Annotated in this window: 13 protein-coding genes; 4 read left to right on the forward strand and 9 right to left on the reverse strand. The window is 69.1% G+C overall.

What is annotated here, in order from left to right; genetic code table 11:
- Positions 1 to 44: 44 nt before the first annotated feature.
- From CSC65_RS03840 to CSC65_RS03855, 4 genes are all read right to left on the reverse strand, one after another.
- Complete coding sequence (locus CSC65_RS03840; RefSeq protein WP_162408663.1) at positions 45 to 599, reverse strand: 1,2-dihydroxy-3-keto-5-methylthiopentene dioxygenase; 555 nt, start codon at positions 597 to 599, stop codon at positions 45 to 47.
- Positions 600 to 725: 126 nt separating this feature from the next.
- Complete coding sequence (locus CSC65_RS03845; RefSeq protein WP_162408664.1) at positions 726 to 1,373, reverse strand: methylthioribulose 1-phosphate dehydratase; 648 nt, start codon at positions 1,371 to 1,373, stop codon at positions 726 to 728.
- A 9-nt stretch (positions 1,374 to 1,382) separates the two neighbouring features.
- A complete protein-coding gene (locus CSC65_RS03850) occupies positions 1,383 to 2,684 on the reverse strand; it encodes an amino acid permease (protein ID WP_162408665.1) in 1,302 nt (433 codons plus the stop codon).
- A 99-nt stretch (positions 2,685 to 2,783) separates the two neighbouring features.
- Positions 2,784 to 4,253: an amino acid permease gene (locus CSC65_RS03855; protein WP_162408666.1), complete on the reverse strand. Its 1,470-nt coding sequence runs from the start codon at positions 4,251 to 4,253 to the stop codon at positions 2,784 to 2,786.
- Positions 4,254 to 4,429: 176 nt separating this feature from the next.
- Between CSC65_RS03855 and CSC65_RS03860 the strand changes: the two genes are divergently transcribed.
- A complete protein-coding gene (locus tag CSC65_RS03860) occupies positions 4,430 to 4,972 on the forward strand; it encodes an NUDIX hydrolase (protein WP_162408667.1) in 543 nt (180 codons plus the stop codon).
- A gap of 83 nt (positions 4,973 to 5,055) precedes the next feature.
- Here the strand turns inward: CSC65_RS03860 and serA are convergent, their stop codons facing one another.
- A complete protein-coding gene (gene serA, locus CSC65_RS03865) occupies positions 5,056 to 6,297 on the reverse strand; it encodes a phosphoglycerate dehydrogenase (RefSeq protein WP_162408668.1) in 1,242 nt (413 codons plus the stop codon).
- Positions 6,298 to 6,554: 257 nt separating this feature from the next.
- On the opposite strand from serA, the gene CSC65_RS03870 reads away from it, so the two are divergent.
- The 3 genes from CSC65_RS03870 (at position 6,555) to CSC65_RS03880 (ending at position 10,216) form a co-directional block, all read left to right on the forward strand.
- The gene (locus CSC65_RS03870) at positions 6,555 to 7,943 is read left to right on the forward strand and encodes an FAD-binding oxidoreductase (protein ID WP_162408669.1); all 1,389 of its coding nucleotides are present in this window, start codon (positions 6,555 to 6,557) and stop codon (positions 7,941 to 7,943) included.
- A gap of 85 nt (positions 7,944 to 8,028) precedes the next feature.
- Positions 8,029 to 8,355, forward strand: a complete 327-nt coding sequence (locus CSC65_RS03875; RefSeq protein ID WP_162408670.1) for a DUF2388 domain-containing protein — start codon at positions 8,029 to 8,031, stop codon at positions 8,353 to 8,355.
- A 40-nt stretch (positions 8,356 to 8,395) separates the two neighbouring features.
- Entirely contained in the window at positions 8,396 to 10,216 is a 1,821-nt protein-coding gene (locus tag CSC65_RS03880) for a DUF7844 domain-containing protein (protein ID WP_162408671.1), read from the forward strand.
- Between the two features lie 69 nt (positions 10,217 to 10,285).
- On the opposite strand, the gene yeiP is transcribed toward CSC65_RS03880, so the two are convergent.
- The 4 genes from yeiP to metH all read right to left on the reverse strand — a co-directional run bounded on the left by yeiP (position 10,286) and on the right by metH (position 15,425).
- Positions 10,286 to 10,852, reverse strand: a complete 567-nt coding sequence (gene yeiP / locus CSC65_RS03885) for an elongation factor P-like protein YeiP (RefSeq protein WP_162408672.1) — start codon at positions 10,850 to 10,852, stop codon at positions 10,286 to 10,288.
- 72 nt (positions 10,853 to 10,924) lie between these two features.
- The gene (locus CSC65_RS03890) at positions 10,925 to 11,695 is read right to left on the reverse strand and encodes an SDR family oxidoreductase (RefSeq protein ID WP_162408673.1); all 771 of its coding nucleotides are present in this window, start codon (positions 11,693 to 11,695) and stop codon (positions 10,925 to 10,927) included.
- Positions 11,696 to 11,780: 85 nt separating this feature from the next.
- The gene (locus tag CSC65_RS03895) at positions 11,781 to 12,680 is read right to left on the reverse strand and encodes an NAD-dependent epimerase/dehydratase family protein (protein WP_162408674.1); all 900 of its coding nucleotides are present in this window, start codon (positions 12,678 to 12,680) and stop codon (positions 11,781 to 11,783) included.
- Between the two features lie 60 nt (positions 12,681 to 12,740).
- Positions 12,741 to 15,425, reverse strand: a complete 2,685-nt coding sequence (gene metH / locus CSC65_RS03900; protein ID WP_162408675.1) for a methionine synthase — start codon at positions 15,423 to 15,425, stop codon at positions 12,741 to 12,743.
- Between the last annotated feature and the right edge of the window lie 31 nt (positions 15,426 to 15,456).

Below are 15,456 nucleotides of genomic sequence, written 5' to 3' on the forward strand. Positions count from 1 at the left end.
AGAGAGCGCCCCTCCGGGGAGGGGTGACGGACGAGGGCTGCGGCTCAGTTCGTTGCGGGAGCGTAGCGCGGGAACTTCTGCGCGATGTCGGTGCCGGTGAAGTGGCCGACCCAGCCGTCCGGCTCGGTGAAGAAACGGATCGCCACGAAGCTCGGCGACTCGCCCATGTCGAACCAGTGCCTGGTGCCGTCCGGCACGGCGATCAGGTCGTCCTTCACGCACTCGATCTCGTAGACCCTGCCGTCCACGTGCAGGGTGAACAGGCCGGAGCCGGCGACGAAGAAGCGGACCTCGTCTTCCTTGTGGAAATGCTCGTCGAGGAACTTCTTGCGCATCTCGCCGCGGTTGGGGTTGTCCGGCGCGATGCTGACCACATCCACGGTCTTGAAGCCGCGCTCGGCCACCAGCCGGTCGATGTCGGCGCGATAGGCGTCGATGACCTGCTCGGGCGTGGCGCCCGGGGCGATCGCCTGGCTTGCCTGCCAGCGCTCGAAGGCCACGCCGATCTTCTCCAGCTCGGCGGTGATCGCCGCCCCGTCGTGGCTGTCGAACAGGGGCTGGCCGGGGTCGTTCTCGTCGAAGATGCGAAGTCGGCTCATGGGGTTTTCACCTGGTGTTCTCACCTGCGTGGGCGCGCGGGCGCCGCGTAGGCCGCCAAGGTTACCAGTCGCCAGTTGCGGGACTGATAACGGCGGTGGAACGCAGCGCCGCCGAGGGGCATGAGTTCAGCCGCGCGCGCCCAGCTTGCGCAGCTCCAGCTCGCATCCGAGCAGGAACTCGAAGGCCTCCAGGTGGCGTCGGGCCTCGGCCATCGAGCGGCCCCAGGCGTACAGGCCATGGCCATCGATCAGGTAGCCCCACAGCGGCTGCCGGTCGAGCAGGGCGTCGACCTGCGCGGCCAGTACGTCCATGTCCTGGGTGTTGGCGAACACCGGCACGTCGATCGCCATCTCGTGGGTGCTGTTGCCTTCGAACGCCTTCAGCAGCTCGTAGCCCTCCAGCCGCACGTGGCCCTGGCCGGCATACAGGCGCGAGGCGATGGTCTGCACCGGCGAATGGGTGTGCAGGACGCAGCCGATCTCCGGGAACCTCCGGTACAGCTGGGTGTGCAGCAGGGTTTCGGCCGACGGGCGCAGCGGGCGTCCGACGGCGCGGCCGTCGAAATCCACGACCATGATGTCGTCCTCGACCAGCCGTCCCTTGTCGCGGCCGGATACGGTGATCGCGGCATGCGCGCCGTCGAGCCGCTGCGAGAAGTTGCTGCTGGTAGCCGGCGTCCAGCCCAGCTGCGCCAGCTCGCGCACGTTGCTGATGATCGATTCGGCGCGCTTGCGCAGAAGCGCGGGATCGTAGGGCAGCTTCGGCTTGTTCATGCCGGCATTTTAGCGTGCGGGCGATGGCAGCCGGCGCGAAAAGCCGCGATAGGCGGCCCAGGCCAGCAGCGCGATCACCAATCCGCCGATCAGGGTCTTGCCCGGCGTGGAATAAACCAGCAAACCGCAGGCCACCAGCGCGCCCATGCCGAGCACGCGTTCGCGGCGGGTCGCCGGGCGTTCGGGCGTGCCCAGCAGCAGGCTCAGGCCGGCGGCGGCATAGGCCATCACCACCAGGATCACCACCATCTCGATCAGCGTCTCGAACTGGCCGGACACGGTCGGCGAGAGGGTCAGCACGGCCAGCAGGGTCATCATCGTGGCGATGATGAACAGGCCGGTCGCGGCCGAACCGTTGGCGCGCAGCCGGCCGAATATCGAAGGGAGGAAGCCGCGCTGCGCTGCGCGGGCGCCGGATTCACCGGTCACCAGCATCCAGCCGCCGAGCGTGCCGCTGGCCTTGAGCGCGGCCGCGGCGGCGATCACCGGCACCGCCCAGGGGCCGAACATCTGCCCGGCGACCAGGGCGAACGGTGCACTGGAGTCGGCCAGCGCGCTGACCGGCACGATGCCCATCATCAGTACCGAGGACACCAGGTACACGACGCCGGCGATGGCAATTCCGCCCAGCGTCGCGCGCGGCACGTTTTTGTCCGGGTCGTCGACCACGCCGGCCACCATCGCACCGGTTTCCAGGCCGACGAAGGCCCAGAAGATCGGAGCCAGCGAATGCATGACCACGTTCAGGTCGGACTGGCCGGAGACGTTCCAGGCGGCGCGATACAGGGTCGGGTCGAAATGCGCCCAGCCGGCGGTGAGGATCACCGCCACCGGCAGCAGGCCCAGCACCACGCACATCGACTGGAAGCGAGCGATCGGCCGCGGGCCGAGCAGGTTGAGCGCGAACATCAGCCAGATCAGCGCGATCTGCCCGCCCAGGCGCACGCCCGGGCTGTCCTCGATCGGCAGCAGGATCACCAGGTAGCCGAACGCGGCCACGGCGATGGCGTTGTTGCCGATCCACGACGAGACCCAGTACATGGTCGTGGCCAGGAAGCTGGCATCGCGACCCAGTGAGGGACGCACGTAGTCGTCCGGCGACTGCAGGTTCGGATGATGCTTGGCCAGGCGCGCGAAGGCGCTGCCGAGCATCATCGCCAGCACCGTGCACAGCAGCCAGGCCAGCGCGGTCACGCCGCCGGACTTGGCCAGGGTCGCGGGCAGCAGGAAGAAGCCCGAACCGATCATGTTGTTGGCGACCACGAAGGTCGCCAGGACCGGGCCGATCTTGCGTGCGGAGGTTGCGCTCATCTGCGCCTGCCCTTGGAAGTGGTGGACCTTGGCCTGGCAGCCCGGGTGTGGAAACGAAGCGGCCGGCGCTGGGGCCGGCCGCGTGGCGTGGCGTCGGCCTCAGCCGCCGTTGCGCAGTTTGCTGTGGCGGTAGCCGTAGGCGAAGTAGATGACCATGCCGATGGCGGTCCAACCCACCATCAGGTGCCAGTGGGCGCGGAACGGCTGCCAGAACAGGTACAGGCAGGCCGCCGCGCCGAGCGGGGCGATCAGCCAGTACAGCGGTACGCGGAACGGGCGCGGCAGGTCGGGACGGGTACGGCGAAGGATCACGATCCCGATGCACACGGTCGCGAAGGCCAGCAGGGTGCCCATCGATACCAGCTCACCGAGCAGGCCGATCGGCAGGAAGCCGGCCAACAGCGCGGCGAAGATGCCGACCAGGATCGTGCCCACGTACGGGGTCTGGAACTTCGGGTGGACCTTGGCCAGGAACTTCGGCAGCAGCCCGTCCTTGGACATCGAGTAGAAGATGCGCGGCTGAGCCATCAGCATCACCAGGATCACCGAAGACAGGCCGGCGATCGCGCCGATCTCGACGATGTGCTTGAGCCAGGCCAGCGACGGATAGGTTTCCAGCGCGGTGGCCACCGGCTTGGGCGTGCCCAGCTGCGTGTACGGCAGCAGCCCGGTCAGGACCAGGGCCATGATGATGTAGATGATCGTGCACACCACCAGCGAGCCGAGGATGCCGATCGGCATGTCGCGCTGCGGGTTCCTGGCCTCGCCGGCGGCGGTGGAGACCGCGTCGAAACCGATGTAGGCGAAGAACACCACCGAGGCGCCGCGGATGATGCCGTCGATGCCGTACTTGCCCGGGCCCTCGTTCTCCGGGATGAACGGCACCCAGTTGTCCGGGTTCACGTACTGCGCGGCGAAGGCCACGAACAGCACGATCACCGTGACCTTGATCGCCACGATGATCGAGTTGACGAAGGCCGACTGGGTGATGCCGACGTAGCACAGGCCGCTGACCGCGGCGATGATCGCCACCGCCGGCAGGTTGATCAGGCCGCCGGTGTAGACCAGCGCGCCGTCGACCACGTTCAGCGGCGCGGCCGCCAGCGAGGCCGGCAATCCTATGCCCAGCGTGGTCAGCAGGCTGTTCAGGTAGCCCGACCAGCCCACCGCCACGGTCGAGGCGGCGAACATGTATTCCAGCACCAGGTTCCAGCCGATGAACCAGGCGACGAATTCGCCCAGGGTCGCGTACGAGTAGGAATAGGCACTGCCGGAGACCGGCAGCATCGCCGCGAACTCGGCGTAGCACAGGCCGGCCAGCGCGCAGGCGATGCCGGCGATGATGAAACTCAGCACCACCGCAGGACCGGCATGCTCGGCCGCGGCATGGCCGCTGAGCACGAAGATGCCGGCACCGATGACCGCGCCGACGCCCAGCAGCACCAGCTGGCGGGCGGTCAGGGTGCGCTTGAGCGAGGCTTCGCCCTGCAGGCTGCCCTCGACCGGTTCGCCCGCATCGACGTGCCCGGCCGGTTCGACCGGCTTGACGATGAATAGACCCTTGGACATTGCGTGGTTTTCCCCGGAAAGCGGCCGTCCGATGTGCCTGTGGTGTGGTCGCCGCTGTCGCCCCCGGCGGACGGCCCAAGCGCCGTACCTTGCCAAACGCCCGGGGCGATCACAAGCTGTGCTGCGGCGGAAACGGCCGGGAACGGACTGCGGCAGCCCCGCGCAAGGAAGGTTTGATGCAGCACCGGGACATCCGCGGCGATCTGCGCGACTACGGGCATCGCTGGCCGGACGAGGCCGCGGTCGTGGATGGCTTCCTCGCGCTGCTGGAAGACCCGCAGGACCCCTTCGTCCGCGAGCGCCTGGCCGGCCACTTCACCGGATCGGCCTGGGTCGTCAGCCTGGACGGGCGCAGGACCCTGCTCACCCACCACCGCAAGCTGGACCGCTGGCTGCAGCCGGGCGGGCATGCCGATGGCGACGTGGACCTGGCCCGGGTGGCCCTGCGCGAGGCGGAGGAGGAGACCGGCGTGCCGGGCCTGCATCTGGACGACGGAGCCATCTTCGACCTGGACCGGCACTGGATCCCGGAACGCGGCGCGGTCCCCGGTCACTGGCACTACGACGTGCGCTACGTCGTCCGGGCCGGGCCCGACGAGCGCTTCGTGGTCAGCGAGGAGTCGCACGACCTGGCCTGGCGCGAGGTGGCGGCGCTGGGGAGCGATCCCGGCAGCGACGAGTCGATGCGGCGCATGGTCGCTAAATGGCTGTCCCGGTAGTGCCGCGCCGGCACGGTTGATCCAAGCGGGGCAGGCCCGGCTCTAGAGGGCGGCGGGGTAGCCCGGCGTTGGCGTGCTTGCGCTCAGTACAGCACGCGCGTTCGCAGCGTCCCGGGGATGGCGGACAGTTCTTCGCGCAACGCCGCGCCCTGGGCCTCGTCGGCGGCCACGTCGATTACCACGTAGCCGACCTTCGGGTTGGTGCGCAGGAACTGGCCGTCGATGTTGAGCGCGTGGCGACTGAAGATCTCGTTGATCTTCGACAGCACGCCCGGCACGTTGCGGTGGATGTGCAGGATGCGCAGGCTGTCCTCGTGCTCGGGCAGGGTGACTTCGGGGAAGTTCACCGCCGACAGGGTGCTGCCGTTGTCGCTGTAGCGGACCAGCTTGGCGGCGACTTCCACGCCGATGTTCTCCTGGGCCTCCAGTGTGCTGCCGCCGATGTGCGGGGTCAGGATCACGTTGTCCAGCCCGATCAGCGGCGAGACGAAGGCATCGGCATTGCCCTTGGGTTCGACCGGGAACACGTCGACCGCCGCGCCGCCGACATGCCCGGACGCCAGCGCCGCGGCCAGCGCGTCGATGTCGACCACGGTACCGCGCGAGGCATTGATGAGGTGTGCACCGCGCTTCATGGCCGCGATCTGGGCGGCGGCGAACATGTTCTTGGTCGCCGCGGTCTCCGGCACGTGCAGGGTGACCACGTCCGAACGCGACAGCAGGTCGTCCAGGCCGATCGCCGCGCGCGCATTGCCGAGCGAAAGCTTGGCCTCGATGTCGTGGAAGATCACCTGCATGCCCAGCGCCTCGGCCAGCACGCCGACCTGGGTGCCGATGTGGCCGTAACCGATGATCCCCAGGGTCTTGCCGCGCACTTCGTGGCTGCCGGCGGCCGACTTGGACCAGCCACCGCGGTGGCACTCGGCATTCTTCTGCGGGATGCCGCGCATCAGCAGGACCGCCTGCGCGACCACCAGCTCGGCCACGCTGCGGGTGTTGGAGTAGGGCGCGTTGAACACCGGGATGCCGGCCAGCTCGGCCGCGTCCAGGTCGACCTGGTTGGTGCCGATGCAGAAGCAGCCCACCGCGATCAGGCGCTTGGCTTCGGCCAGTACGTCGGCACTGAGGTGGCTACGCGAACGGATGCCGACGATGTGGGCTTCGGCGATCCGTGCCTTGAGCTCGTCCTCCGGCAGCGACTTTTCGTGGAACTCGATCTGGCTGTAACCGGCGGCGCGGAAGGTCTCCACTGCGCTCTGGCTGACGCCCTCCAGCAGCAATACGCGGATGTCCTGCTTGGGATAGGAGGTCTTCTTGGGCGACATGCGCGTCGGCTTCCGGCGATCGTGGCGGGAGCCGGGAACTATGCCAGATGCGGTGCCATTTTTCCGCAGTGCGTCATCGCGTTTTCGCTGGCCCTGCGGAACACCGTGTGCGGTGATCGACGTCAATCGCACGCCCGCGAAGGTTGCCCCTGAAACCGGGCCCGGAGCGGGCTCCCGGTTGGGCGTCCGTGCTGGACGCACTGCGCCGTCGCTGGCACGCTTGCGCGCTCCCGCACGCACGATCCAAGCCGCTTCCCATGACCGATTCCCGCCTGGCCGAACTGCAGCAGTCGCTGCCCGACCTGCGCCTGAAGACCGACGCCGCCGACCTCGAGCACTACGGCCGCGACTGGACCCGGCGCTGGACCCCGGCGCCGCTGGCGATCGCATTGCCGGCCACGGTCGAGGAAGTGCAGGCGGTGGTGCGCTGGGCCAACCGTCACCGGGTGGCGGTGGTGCCTTCGGGAGGCCGCACCGGCCTGTCCGGTGGCGCGGTCGCCGCGAACGGCGAACTGGTGCTCAGCCTCGAACGGATGAACAAGGTGCTCGGCTTCGACGCCGTCGACCGCACTCTCACCGTGCAGGCCGGCATGGTGCTCGAGGCGGTGCACAACGCCGCGCGCGAACACGGGCTGGTCTATCCGGTGGATTTCGGCGCGCGCGGCTCGTGCTCGATCGGCGGCAACATCGCCACCAATGCGGGCGGCATACGGGTGATCCGCTATGGCAACACGCGCGAGTGGATCGCCGGACTGACCGTGGTCACCGGCGAGGGCGAGGTGCTCGAGCTCAACCGCGCGCTGGTCAAGAATTCCAGCGGCTACGATTTCCGGCAGCTGCTGATCGGATCGGAAGGCACGCTGGGTATTGTCGTTGAGGCGATCCTGCGCCTGACCGACCCGCCGCCGCCGACCAACGTGATGCTGCTGGCGCTGCCCTCGTTCGAGGTGCTGATGCAGGTGTTCGCCGAGTTCCGTGGCCGCCTGCGCCTTGAAGCCTTTGAGTTCTTCACCGACCGCGCTTTGCGACACGTGCTCGCGCATGGCGCGCAGAAGCCGCTGGAGGAGGAGTATCCGTTCTACGTCGTGACCGAGTTCGCCAGCGACGACGAGGCGACCGAGGCCGCGGCGATGGCGGCGTTCGAGCATTGCATGGAGCGCGCCTGGGTCGCCGACGGCGTGATCAGCCAGAGCGATGCCCAGGCCCAGCAGCTGTGGCGGCTGCGCGAGGGCATCACCGAGGCGGTCGCGCGCTACAAGCCCTACAAGAACGATGTCTCGGTGCGCATCTCGGCGATGCCGGCGTTCCTCGCACAGACCCAGGCCCTGCTCGGCGAGGCCTACCCGCATTTCGACGTGGTCTGGTTCGGTCACATCGGCGATGGCAACCTGCACATCAACGTGCTCAAGCCCGAGGGGACCTCCGATGCCGATTTCCTGGAGCAGTGCGAGCAGGTGACCAAGCTGCTGGCGCAGGCGCTCAAGGCGCATGGCGGCAGCATCTCGGCCGAGCACGGGATCGGCCTGGTCAAGAAGCCCTACCTGGAAAGTACCCGCGGCACGGCCGAAATCGCGCTGATGCGCGGGGTCCGGCGCGTGTTCGATCCGAACGGGATCCTGAATCCCGGCAAGCTGTTCGACGCCTGATCCGCGATGGAGTGCCGGCGCGGAAGGCGCCGTCCGGGTTAATCTTCGGGCTTCGCCGCAGAGCGGCCTCCACGACCGATTCCCGATGAAATCCTTCGCCATTCCCGCTTCGCTGGTCCTGCTGTGCGCGCTCGCCCCGGTTGCCCTGGCGGGCAGCTTCGCCGGCACGTCGGCCGGCAGCTCGGCCGGTGCGTCTTCCGCCGGCAGCTCGGCATCCTCCAACAGCAGCTCCGGCGGCGACGACAAGCTGGTGCGCGAAGCGCGCGAGGACGCGGCCGGTTTCGTGGCCAGCGAAGGCCAGGTGCGCAGCGCACGCCTGGAAGCGGCGCTGCGGGTCATGCGCGAGCGCGATGCTTCCGCCCGCCAGGCCAGCGACCTGGAGCTGGCGCGCGCGATCCTCGCCCGCGAGTAATCCGCGGGGCGCACGGATCCGCGCGGCTGCTGCTGCCCCCATGAACCGCATCTTCCTCGCGTTCGCCGCCGCCCTCCTGTGGCTGGGGGGCGGCCATGCAACGGCGAACGCGCAGGCATTCACGATCGCCGACGAGATACCGCCGGCCGAGCGCGCGGCCACGCTGCAACTGCTCGGGCAGGGGCTGCGGATGTTGCCGCCTTCGTGGTCGATGGCGCTGGATCGGCCGATCGCCTTCACCTGGCGCGACGACCTGCCCGATGGCGTGCATGGTCGCGCCAGGCACTGGTCGATCGCGCTGGATCGTCGCCTCCTGGCCGCGTGGATGGCGCACAGGCCCGATACGGGCAACGACGATCCGGCCACGCGTGCCGCCCTGGCCGCACTGCTGCACGAACTGGCCCACCTGTACGACCGGACGCCCGCGGGTGGTCTTTCGCGCGATCCGCGCCTGCTCGACCTGGCCGGCTGGCAGGTCGCGGCGGTGATGCCGGGAAGGCGGGCGCGCAACGACTTCCGCGACCGAACACCTGATCCGTACGAAGCCACGTCGCCGAAGGAGTACGTGGCGGTCAATCTCGAGCACTACCTGCTCGATCCGGATTACGCATGCCGGCGGCCTGCGCTGGCCGCGCATTTCGACGCGCACTTCGGCACGCAACCGTCGTCGACGGCGTCGTGCGCCGATGGGCTGCTGTTCGTCGGCGACGACCTGCGCTCGGCTGATCCGCAACGCCTGCTCGATCCGGGGCGGATCTTCGAGGTCGACTACCTGCTGGCAGACGCCAACGAACGGCCGATGAGCCGCTGGGGCCACAGCATGCTGCGGCTGGTGGTCTGCGCGCCCGGCCGCCCCCGCGGACCGGACTGCCGCCTGGACCTGCAGCACCACCTGGTGCTCTCGTTCCGCGCGTTCGTCGGCGACGTGCAGATATCCAGCTGGCGCGGATTGACCGGTTCCTATCCCTCGCGGCTGTTCGCATTGCCGCTGGGCCAGGTCATCGACGAATACACGCGGGTGGAGCTGCGCGGATTGCGTTCGGTGCCGCTGGCGCTGTCGCGGCAGGAGATCGGTGCGCTCGCCGGGCGCGCCGCGCAGCTGCACTGGAATTACGACGGCCACTACTACTTCGTCAGCAACAACTGCGCGGTGGAAACCTGGAAGCTGCTGCACGACGCGCTGCCGCGCCTGGCGGCGCTGCCTCTGTCGAGCATCCGCCCAAACGGCCTGCTGGCGCGCCTGCGCGAAGCGGGCGTCACCGCCGAGGCAGGCATCCCGACCGACGCCGCCGGCCAGGTCCGCCTGGGTTACTACTTCGAACCCGCCAGTGCGCACTACCAGGCGATGTATGCGGTCGCGCGCGACGAGCTCGGCTTGCAGGCGGTCGACGCGGGCGACTGGTTGGCACTGCCGCCGCAGGCGCGCGCGCCGGCATTGCGCCGGGCGGGGCTGAAGAGCGCCGCGGCGCTGCTGGTGCTGGAATCGGCGGCCCTGCGCCAGCAGGAAGCGCTGGCGCGCGACGAGCTCAAGCGCCGCTGGCTGGGCGATGCGCGATCGGTGGATGCCGCAGGCGATATCGCCGCGCCATTGCGGGAGTTTCTGCGCCTGGGGAGTGCCTTCAGCAGGCCTGCGTCGTGGCTGCAGGGCGTGCCGGGCTACGGGTTGCCGCAAGCCGATGAGCGGGAAGTCCTGGGCGGACGCATCCGCGCCGATGCGGCCTCGCGCGTGGAGCAGGTCGAGGCGCTCGAGGCGGCCGTCCGGCAGCTGTTGCCGCCGGCGCAGCGTGAAGTGCTGGAGGACACGGGCGACAACGTGGTGCTGATCGGCGAGCGGTTGCGCGCGCTCGCCGCCGGATCGTAGGGCCGTCCCCACGCACTGCTTATCCGTTCCGGCCCGGGAGCGTGGCGGGCCCGCTCCCGGTAGCTCGCGTCAGTCCGCGCGGCCGCCGAATTCGCCGGTCGTGGTGTTGACCAGGATCCGCTCGCCGTTGGTGATGTACTCCGGGACCATGATCTCGATGCCGGTGCTGAGCTTGGCCGGCTTCGGGCGCTTGGTCGCGGTGCCGCCCTTGAGTTCCGGCGGGGTCTCGACCACTTCCAGGGTCACGTGCTGCGGCATCTGGATCGCCACCGGCTGCTCGTCGATGACCTGCACGTAGATCCCGGCCAGGCCGTCGGTGATGTAACCGGCAGCCTCGCCGATCACGTCCGGATCCAGGGTGTACGGGGTGTAGTCCTCGTCGTCCATGAACACGAACGCGTCGCCGTCCTTGTACGAGAACGTTGCCTGCCGGCGCAGCAGCTCGACTTCGACCAGGTTGTCGTCGGAATCGAAGCTGGCGTCGAGCTTGGCGCCGCCGGGCACGCTGTACATGATGAAGCGGAAGCGGACGTTGCCGCCGCGGCCCTGCGGCGAGCTGCGCTCGATGTCGCGGACCTGGTAGACGCCGTTGTTGTACTCGACGACGTTGCCCTTCTTGATCTCGTTGGCTTTCATGGATGGTTCTTCATTGGGATGCGGAGCCGCGCGTGCGCGGAGCGGGATGTTGCCGGCGGGCGGAACGCGCGCCTATTTCGGCGCGAGCCGGGTGGCGCCGTCCAGGCGGATGGTTTCGCCGTTGAGGTAGCGCGTGCGCAGGATGAAGGCGACGGTGTCGGCGAACTCCTCCGGCCGGCCCAGCCGCGAGGGGAACGGGATGGTCGCGGCCAGCGAGTCCTGCACGGCCTGGGGCATGCCGTCGACCATCGGCGTCCAGAACACGCCCGGGGCCACGGTCATCACCCGGATGCCGAAGCGCGCCAACTCGCGCGCCATCGGCAGGGTCATGCCGACCACGCCGCCCTTGGACGCCGAATAGGCGGCCTGGCCGATCTGGCCCTCATAGGCGGCCACCGACGCGGTGTTGACGATCACGCCGCGCTCGCCGTCCTCGCCTGGTTCGTTGTGCTGGATCAGCGCCGCGGCGGCCTTGGCCACGTTGAAGCTGCCGACCAGGTTGACCATGACCGTGCGCGCGAAGCCATCCAGCGGCAGAGGACCTTCCTTGCCGAGCACGCGGCCCGAGCCGAGGATGCCGGCGCAGTTCACCGCGGCGTTGAGGCCACCGAGGAAATCGCGCGCGGCATCGAGCGTGGCGGCCACGCCGGACTCGTCGGTGACGTCGGTGCGGAAATAGCGGGCGTTGCCGGGGCCGAGCGTGGCGACCGCGTCGGCGCCCTTGTCGTCGTTGACATCGAGCAGGGCGACCTTGCCGCCATCGGCGACCAGGCGCTGGGCCACGGCGAAACCGAGGCCGGATACGCCCCCGGTGATGACGGCACGGACGGTATCGGGCTGCATGCGCAGGTTCCGGGAAAAGGAGAGGCGCCTATTGTAGGGGAGCCGGCGGCCGCGTCCGCAGCGCACCGGACTGGCAGGTCAAGGGTCAGTCGCGCGCGACCGGGTCCGCGTCCCGCCAGGGAAGGACCTCGGCCACGCCGGCATCGTGCTGGGCCAGGACTTCCTCGAAGCCGAACCGGGGCCGCCAGCCAAGGGTCGAGATCGCATGGCCCGGATCGTAGACCCGGTCGATCGTGGCCGGCGGCGACCAGCCACGCCGTGCCAGCGCCGCGAGCAGGTCCGGCGCGCGCCGGGCGAGTACCGCCGGCGCATCGGCGAGCAGCGCGCCGGCGTCGCCGCGTCCGAACGGGGGCGCGCCGGAGACCACGAAGCAGGCGCTGGCCGGGCCCTGGTGGGCCAGCGCGGCCAGGTGCGCGGCGGCCACGTCGCGTGCGTCGATGCCGCGGTGCAGGCGGAACGCGGCCATGACCTGGACCGGCTCGGGGAAGCAGCGCGACATGCGCAGGACGCGCAGGACCGGGCCACCTTGCGCCGCTGCCTGAGCCAGCAGCCGTTCCGCTTCCAGCTTGGTGTGGTGGTAGACGGTCTGCGGCTGCGGTTCCAGCGTCTCGTCGACCCAGCCTGCGCGCCCCGGCGGCGTGGCGGCGCTGCCGTACAGCGCGGTGGTGCTGGTGAACACGATGCGACGCACTCCCGCGGCGGTCGCGGCATCGAGCAGGCGGCGCGTGCCCTCCACGTTGATGCGCCGGAAGGTCGCTTCGGATGCGTGCGGCACGTGCGGCGCGTGCAGCGCGGCGGTATGCACGATCGCGTCGGTGCCGGCGAGCGCACGGCCGAGCAGCGCCGGATCGGCGAAGTCGCCCACCAATCCGCTGGTCGACGACGGCGTGATGTCGATGCCGGCCACCTCGTGCCCGGCCGCGGCGAGCGCCACGTAGATCGCTCGGCCGACGCGTCCGGCGCTACCGGTGACCAGGACCTTCATCGCGCGGCGTCCTCGCCTGGAACCGCATGGCTGCGGGCGCAACGCACCACGGGCATGGCGCTACTCGGGGTCATAGTCCAGGTTCGAAGCCAGCCAACGCTCGGCCTGGGCCAGCTCCACGCCCTTGCGCCGTGCGTAGTCGGCCACCTGCTCCTTGCCCAGCCGGCCGACCACGAAGTACTGGCTCTGCGGATGGCTGAAGTAGTAGCCCGAGACGGCCGCGGTCGGCAGCATCGCGAAGCTTTCGGTCAGGGTCATGCCTGTCTTGGCCGTGGCACCGAGCAATCCGAAGAGGGTCGCCTTCTCGCTGTGTTCCGGGCACGCCGGGTAGCCGGGCGCCGGGCGGATGCCGCGGTACTTCTCGGAGATCAGCGCTTCGTTGTCGAGCGCCTCGTCCGTCGCGTAGCCCCAGAATTCCTGCCGCACGCGCTGGTGCAGGCGCTCGGCCAGCGCCTCGGCCAGCCGGTCCGCCAGGGCCTTGAGCAGGATCGCGTTGTAGTCGTCGTGGTCGGCTTCGAAGCGGGCCACGTGCGGCTCGATGCCGATGCCGGCGGTGACCGCGAAGGCGCCGATCCAGTCCTGCACGCCGCTGTCCCGCGGCGCGATGAAGTCCGCCAGGCAGAAGTCCGGCCGCTCGACCGGCTTGTCGACCTGCTGGCGCAGGAAGTGCAGGGTGGTCTCGCCGCCGTCGTGGCGCACGACGACATCGTCGCCCACGCCCTGGGCCGGCCACAGGCCGAACACGGCCCGGGCGGTCAGCCACTTTTCGGTGACGATCCTGTCCAGCATCGCCAGGGCGTCGCGGTACAGCTCGCTGGCCTGCTTGCCGACCACTTCGTCCTCGAGGATCGCCGGGTACTTGCCGGCCAGTTCCCAGGCCTGGAAGAACGGCGTCCAGTCGATGACCGGCAACAGGTCCTGCAAAGGCCAGTCCTCGAAGGCATGCACGCCGGTCCGGTTGGGTGCCGGCGGCACGTAGGCGTCCCAGCCGCCGTCGAAACGCTGGCCGCGCGCCTTCTGCAGCGATACCAGACGCTTGGCGTCGCCGCGATTGCGGTGGCGGGTACGGATCTCGGCGTAGTCGGCATCGTTGGCGGCGACAAATTTCGTGCGCAGCTCGGTGCTGATCAGCGACTGGGCCACGCCGACCGCGCGCGAGGCATCCTTCACCCAGACCGTGGGGGCCTTGTAGTGCGGGTCGATCTTCAGCGCGGTGTGCGCGCGCGACGTCGTCGCGCCGCCGATCATCAGCGGCGTGGTGAAGCCCTGCCGCTGCAGCTCGCGGGCGACGTGGCTCATCTCCTCCAGCGACGGCGTGATCAACCCGGAAAGGCCGATGATGTCGGCGTTCTCGGCCTGCGCGACCTCCAGGATCTTCTGCGCGGGCACCATCACGCCCAGGTCGACGACCTCGAAGTTGTTGCAGGCCAGGACAACGCCGACGATGTTCTTGCCGATGTCGTGCACGTCGCCCTTGACCGTGGCCATCACGATCTTGCCGTTGGACTTGCCGGCGTCGCCGGTGCGCAGCTTCTCCGCCTCGATCCAGGGCAGCAGGTAGGCCACCGCCTTCTTCATGACCCGGGCCGACTTGACCACCTGCGGCAGGAACATCTTGCCGGCGCCGAACAGGTCGCCGACCACGTTCATGCCATCCATCAGCGGGCCTTCGATCACGTCCAGCGGCCGGCTCGACTGCTGCCGCGCCTCCTCGGTGTCTTCCTCGACGAAGGCGTCGATGCCGTTGACCAGCGCGTGCGCCAGCCGCTCGCGCACCGGCTTCTGCCGCCAGACCAGGTCCTCGACCTTCTTCTCGCCCTTCTTGCCCTTGTACTGCTCGGCGATCTCCAGCAGCCGTTCGGTGCCATCGCTGCGGCGGTTGAGGACGACGTCCTCGACCCGCTCGCGCAGCTCCGGATCCAGGTCGTCGTACACCGGCAGCGCGCCCGCGTTGACGATGCCCATGTCCATGCCGGCGGCGATGGCGTGGTACAGGAACACCGAATGGATCGCCGCGCGCACCGGTTCGTTGCCGCGGAACGAGAAGCTCACGTTCGACACGCCGCCGGACACGTGGCAGTGCGGCAGGGTCTGCCGGATGATCCGGGTGGCCTCGATGAAGTCCACCGCGTAGTTGTCGTGTTCCTCGATGCCGGTGGCGATCGCGAAGATGTTCGGGTCGAAGATGATGTCTTCCGGCGGGAATCCGACCTCGTCGACCAGGATCCGGTAGGCGCGGGTGCAGATCTCGACCTTGCGTGCGCAGGTGTCGGCCTGGCCCTGTTCGTCGAAGGCCATGACCACGGCGGCCGCGCCGTAGCGCAGCACCTTGCGCGCATGTTCGACGAACTGTTCCTCGCCTTCCTTGAGCGAGATCGAGTTGACCACGCCCTTGCCCTGCAGGCATTTGAGCCCCGCCTCGATCACCTCCCACTTGGAGGAGTCGACCATCACCGGGATGCGGGCGATGTCCGGCTCGGAGGCGATCAGGTTGAGGAAGCGGACCATCGCCTTCTCGGAGTCGATCAGCCCCTCGTCCATGTTCACGTCGAGGATCTGCGCACCGCTGTCGACCTGCTGGCGGGCCACTTCCACCGCTTCGGCGTAGCGATCTTCCTTGACCAGTTTGCGGAACTGCGCGCTGCCGGTGACGTTGGTCCGCTCGCCGACGTTGACGAACAGCAACTCCGGGGTGATGACCAGCGGTTCCAGGCCGGAAAGGCGGGTATGTCGGGGGGAGGGCATGGACATCGGTGGGCTTCGGGTTTCGGTTCGG

The organism is Pseudoxanthomonas daejeonensis, assembly GCF_010093205.1.
Classification (GTDB): domain Bacteria; phylum Pseudomonadota; class Gammaproteobacteria; order Xanthomonadales; family Xanthomonadaceae; genus Pseudoxanthomonas; species Pseudoxanthomonas daejeonensis.

Excerpts from the sequence above, each read along its gene's own strand:
- CSC65_RS03840 (WP_162408663.1), bottom strand. The coding sequence starts at position 599 with ATGAGCCGACTTCGCATCTTCGACGAGAACGACCCCGGCCAGCCCCTG.
- CSC65_RS03845 (WP_162408664.1), bottom strand. The coding sequence starts at position 1,373 with ATGAACAAGCCGAAGCTGCCCTACGATCCCGCGCTTCTGCGCAAGCGC.
- CSC65_RS03850 (WP_162408665.1), bottom strand. The coding sequence starts at position 2,684 with ATGAGCGCAACCTCCGCACGCAAGATCGGCCCGGTCCTGGCGACCTTC.
- CSC65_RS03855 (WP_162408666.1), bottom strand. The coding sequence starts at position 4,253 with ATGTCCAAGGGTCTATTCATCGTCAAGCCGGTCGAACCGGCCGGGCAC.
- CSC65_RS03860 (WP_162408667.1), top strand. The coding sequence starts at position 4,430 with ATGCAGCACCGGGACATCCGCGGCGATCTGCGCGACTACGGGCATCGC.
- serA (WP_162408668.1), bottom strand. The coding sequence starts at position 6,297 with ATGTCGCCCAAGAAGACCTCCTATCCCAAGCAGGACATCCGCGTATTG.
- CSC65_RS03870 (WP_162408669.1), top strand. The coding sequence starts at position 6,555 with ATGACCGATTCCCGCCTGGCCGAACTGCAGCAGTCGCTGCCCGACCTG.
- CSC65_RS03875 (WP_162408670.1), top strand. The coding sequence starts at position 8,029 with ATGAAATCCTTCGCCATTCCCGCTTCGCTGGTCCTGCTGTGCGCGCTC.
- CSC65_RS03880 (WP_162408671.1), top strand. The coding sequence starts at position 8,396 with ATGAACCGCATCTTCCTCGCGTTCGCCGCCGCCCTCCTGTGGCTGGGG.
- yeiP (WP_162408672.1), bottom strand. The coding sequence starts at position 10,852 with ATGAAAGCCAACGAGATCAAGAAGGGCAACGTCGTCGAGTACAACAAC.
- CSC65_RS03890 (WP_162408673.1), bottom strand. The coding sequence starts at position 11,695 with ATGCAGCCCGATACCGTCCGTGCCGTCATCACCGGGGGCGTATCCGGC.
- CSC65_RS03895 (WP_162408674.1), bottom strand. The coding sequence starts at position 12,680 with ATGAAGGTCCTGGTCACCGGTAGCGCCGGACGCGTCGGCCGAGCGATC.
- metH (WP_162408675.1), bottom strand. The coding sequence starts at position 15,425 with ATGCCCTCCCCCCGACATACCCGCCTTTCCGGCCTGGAACCGCTGGTC.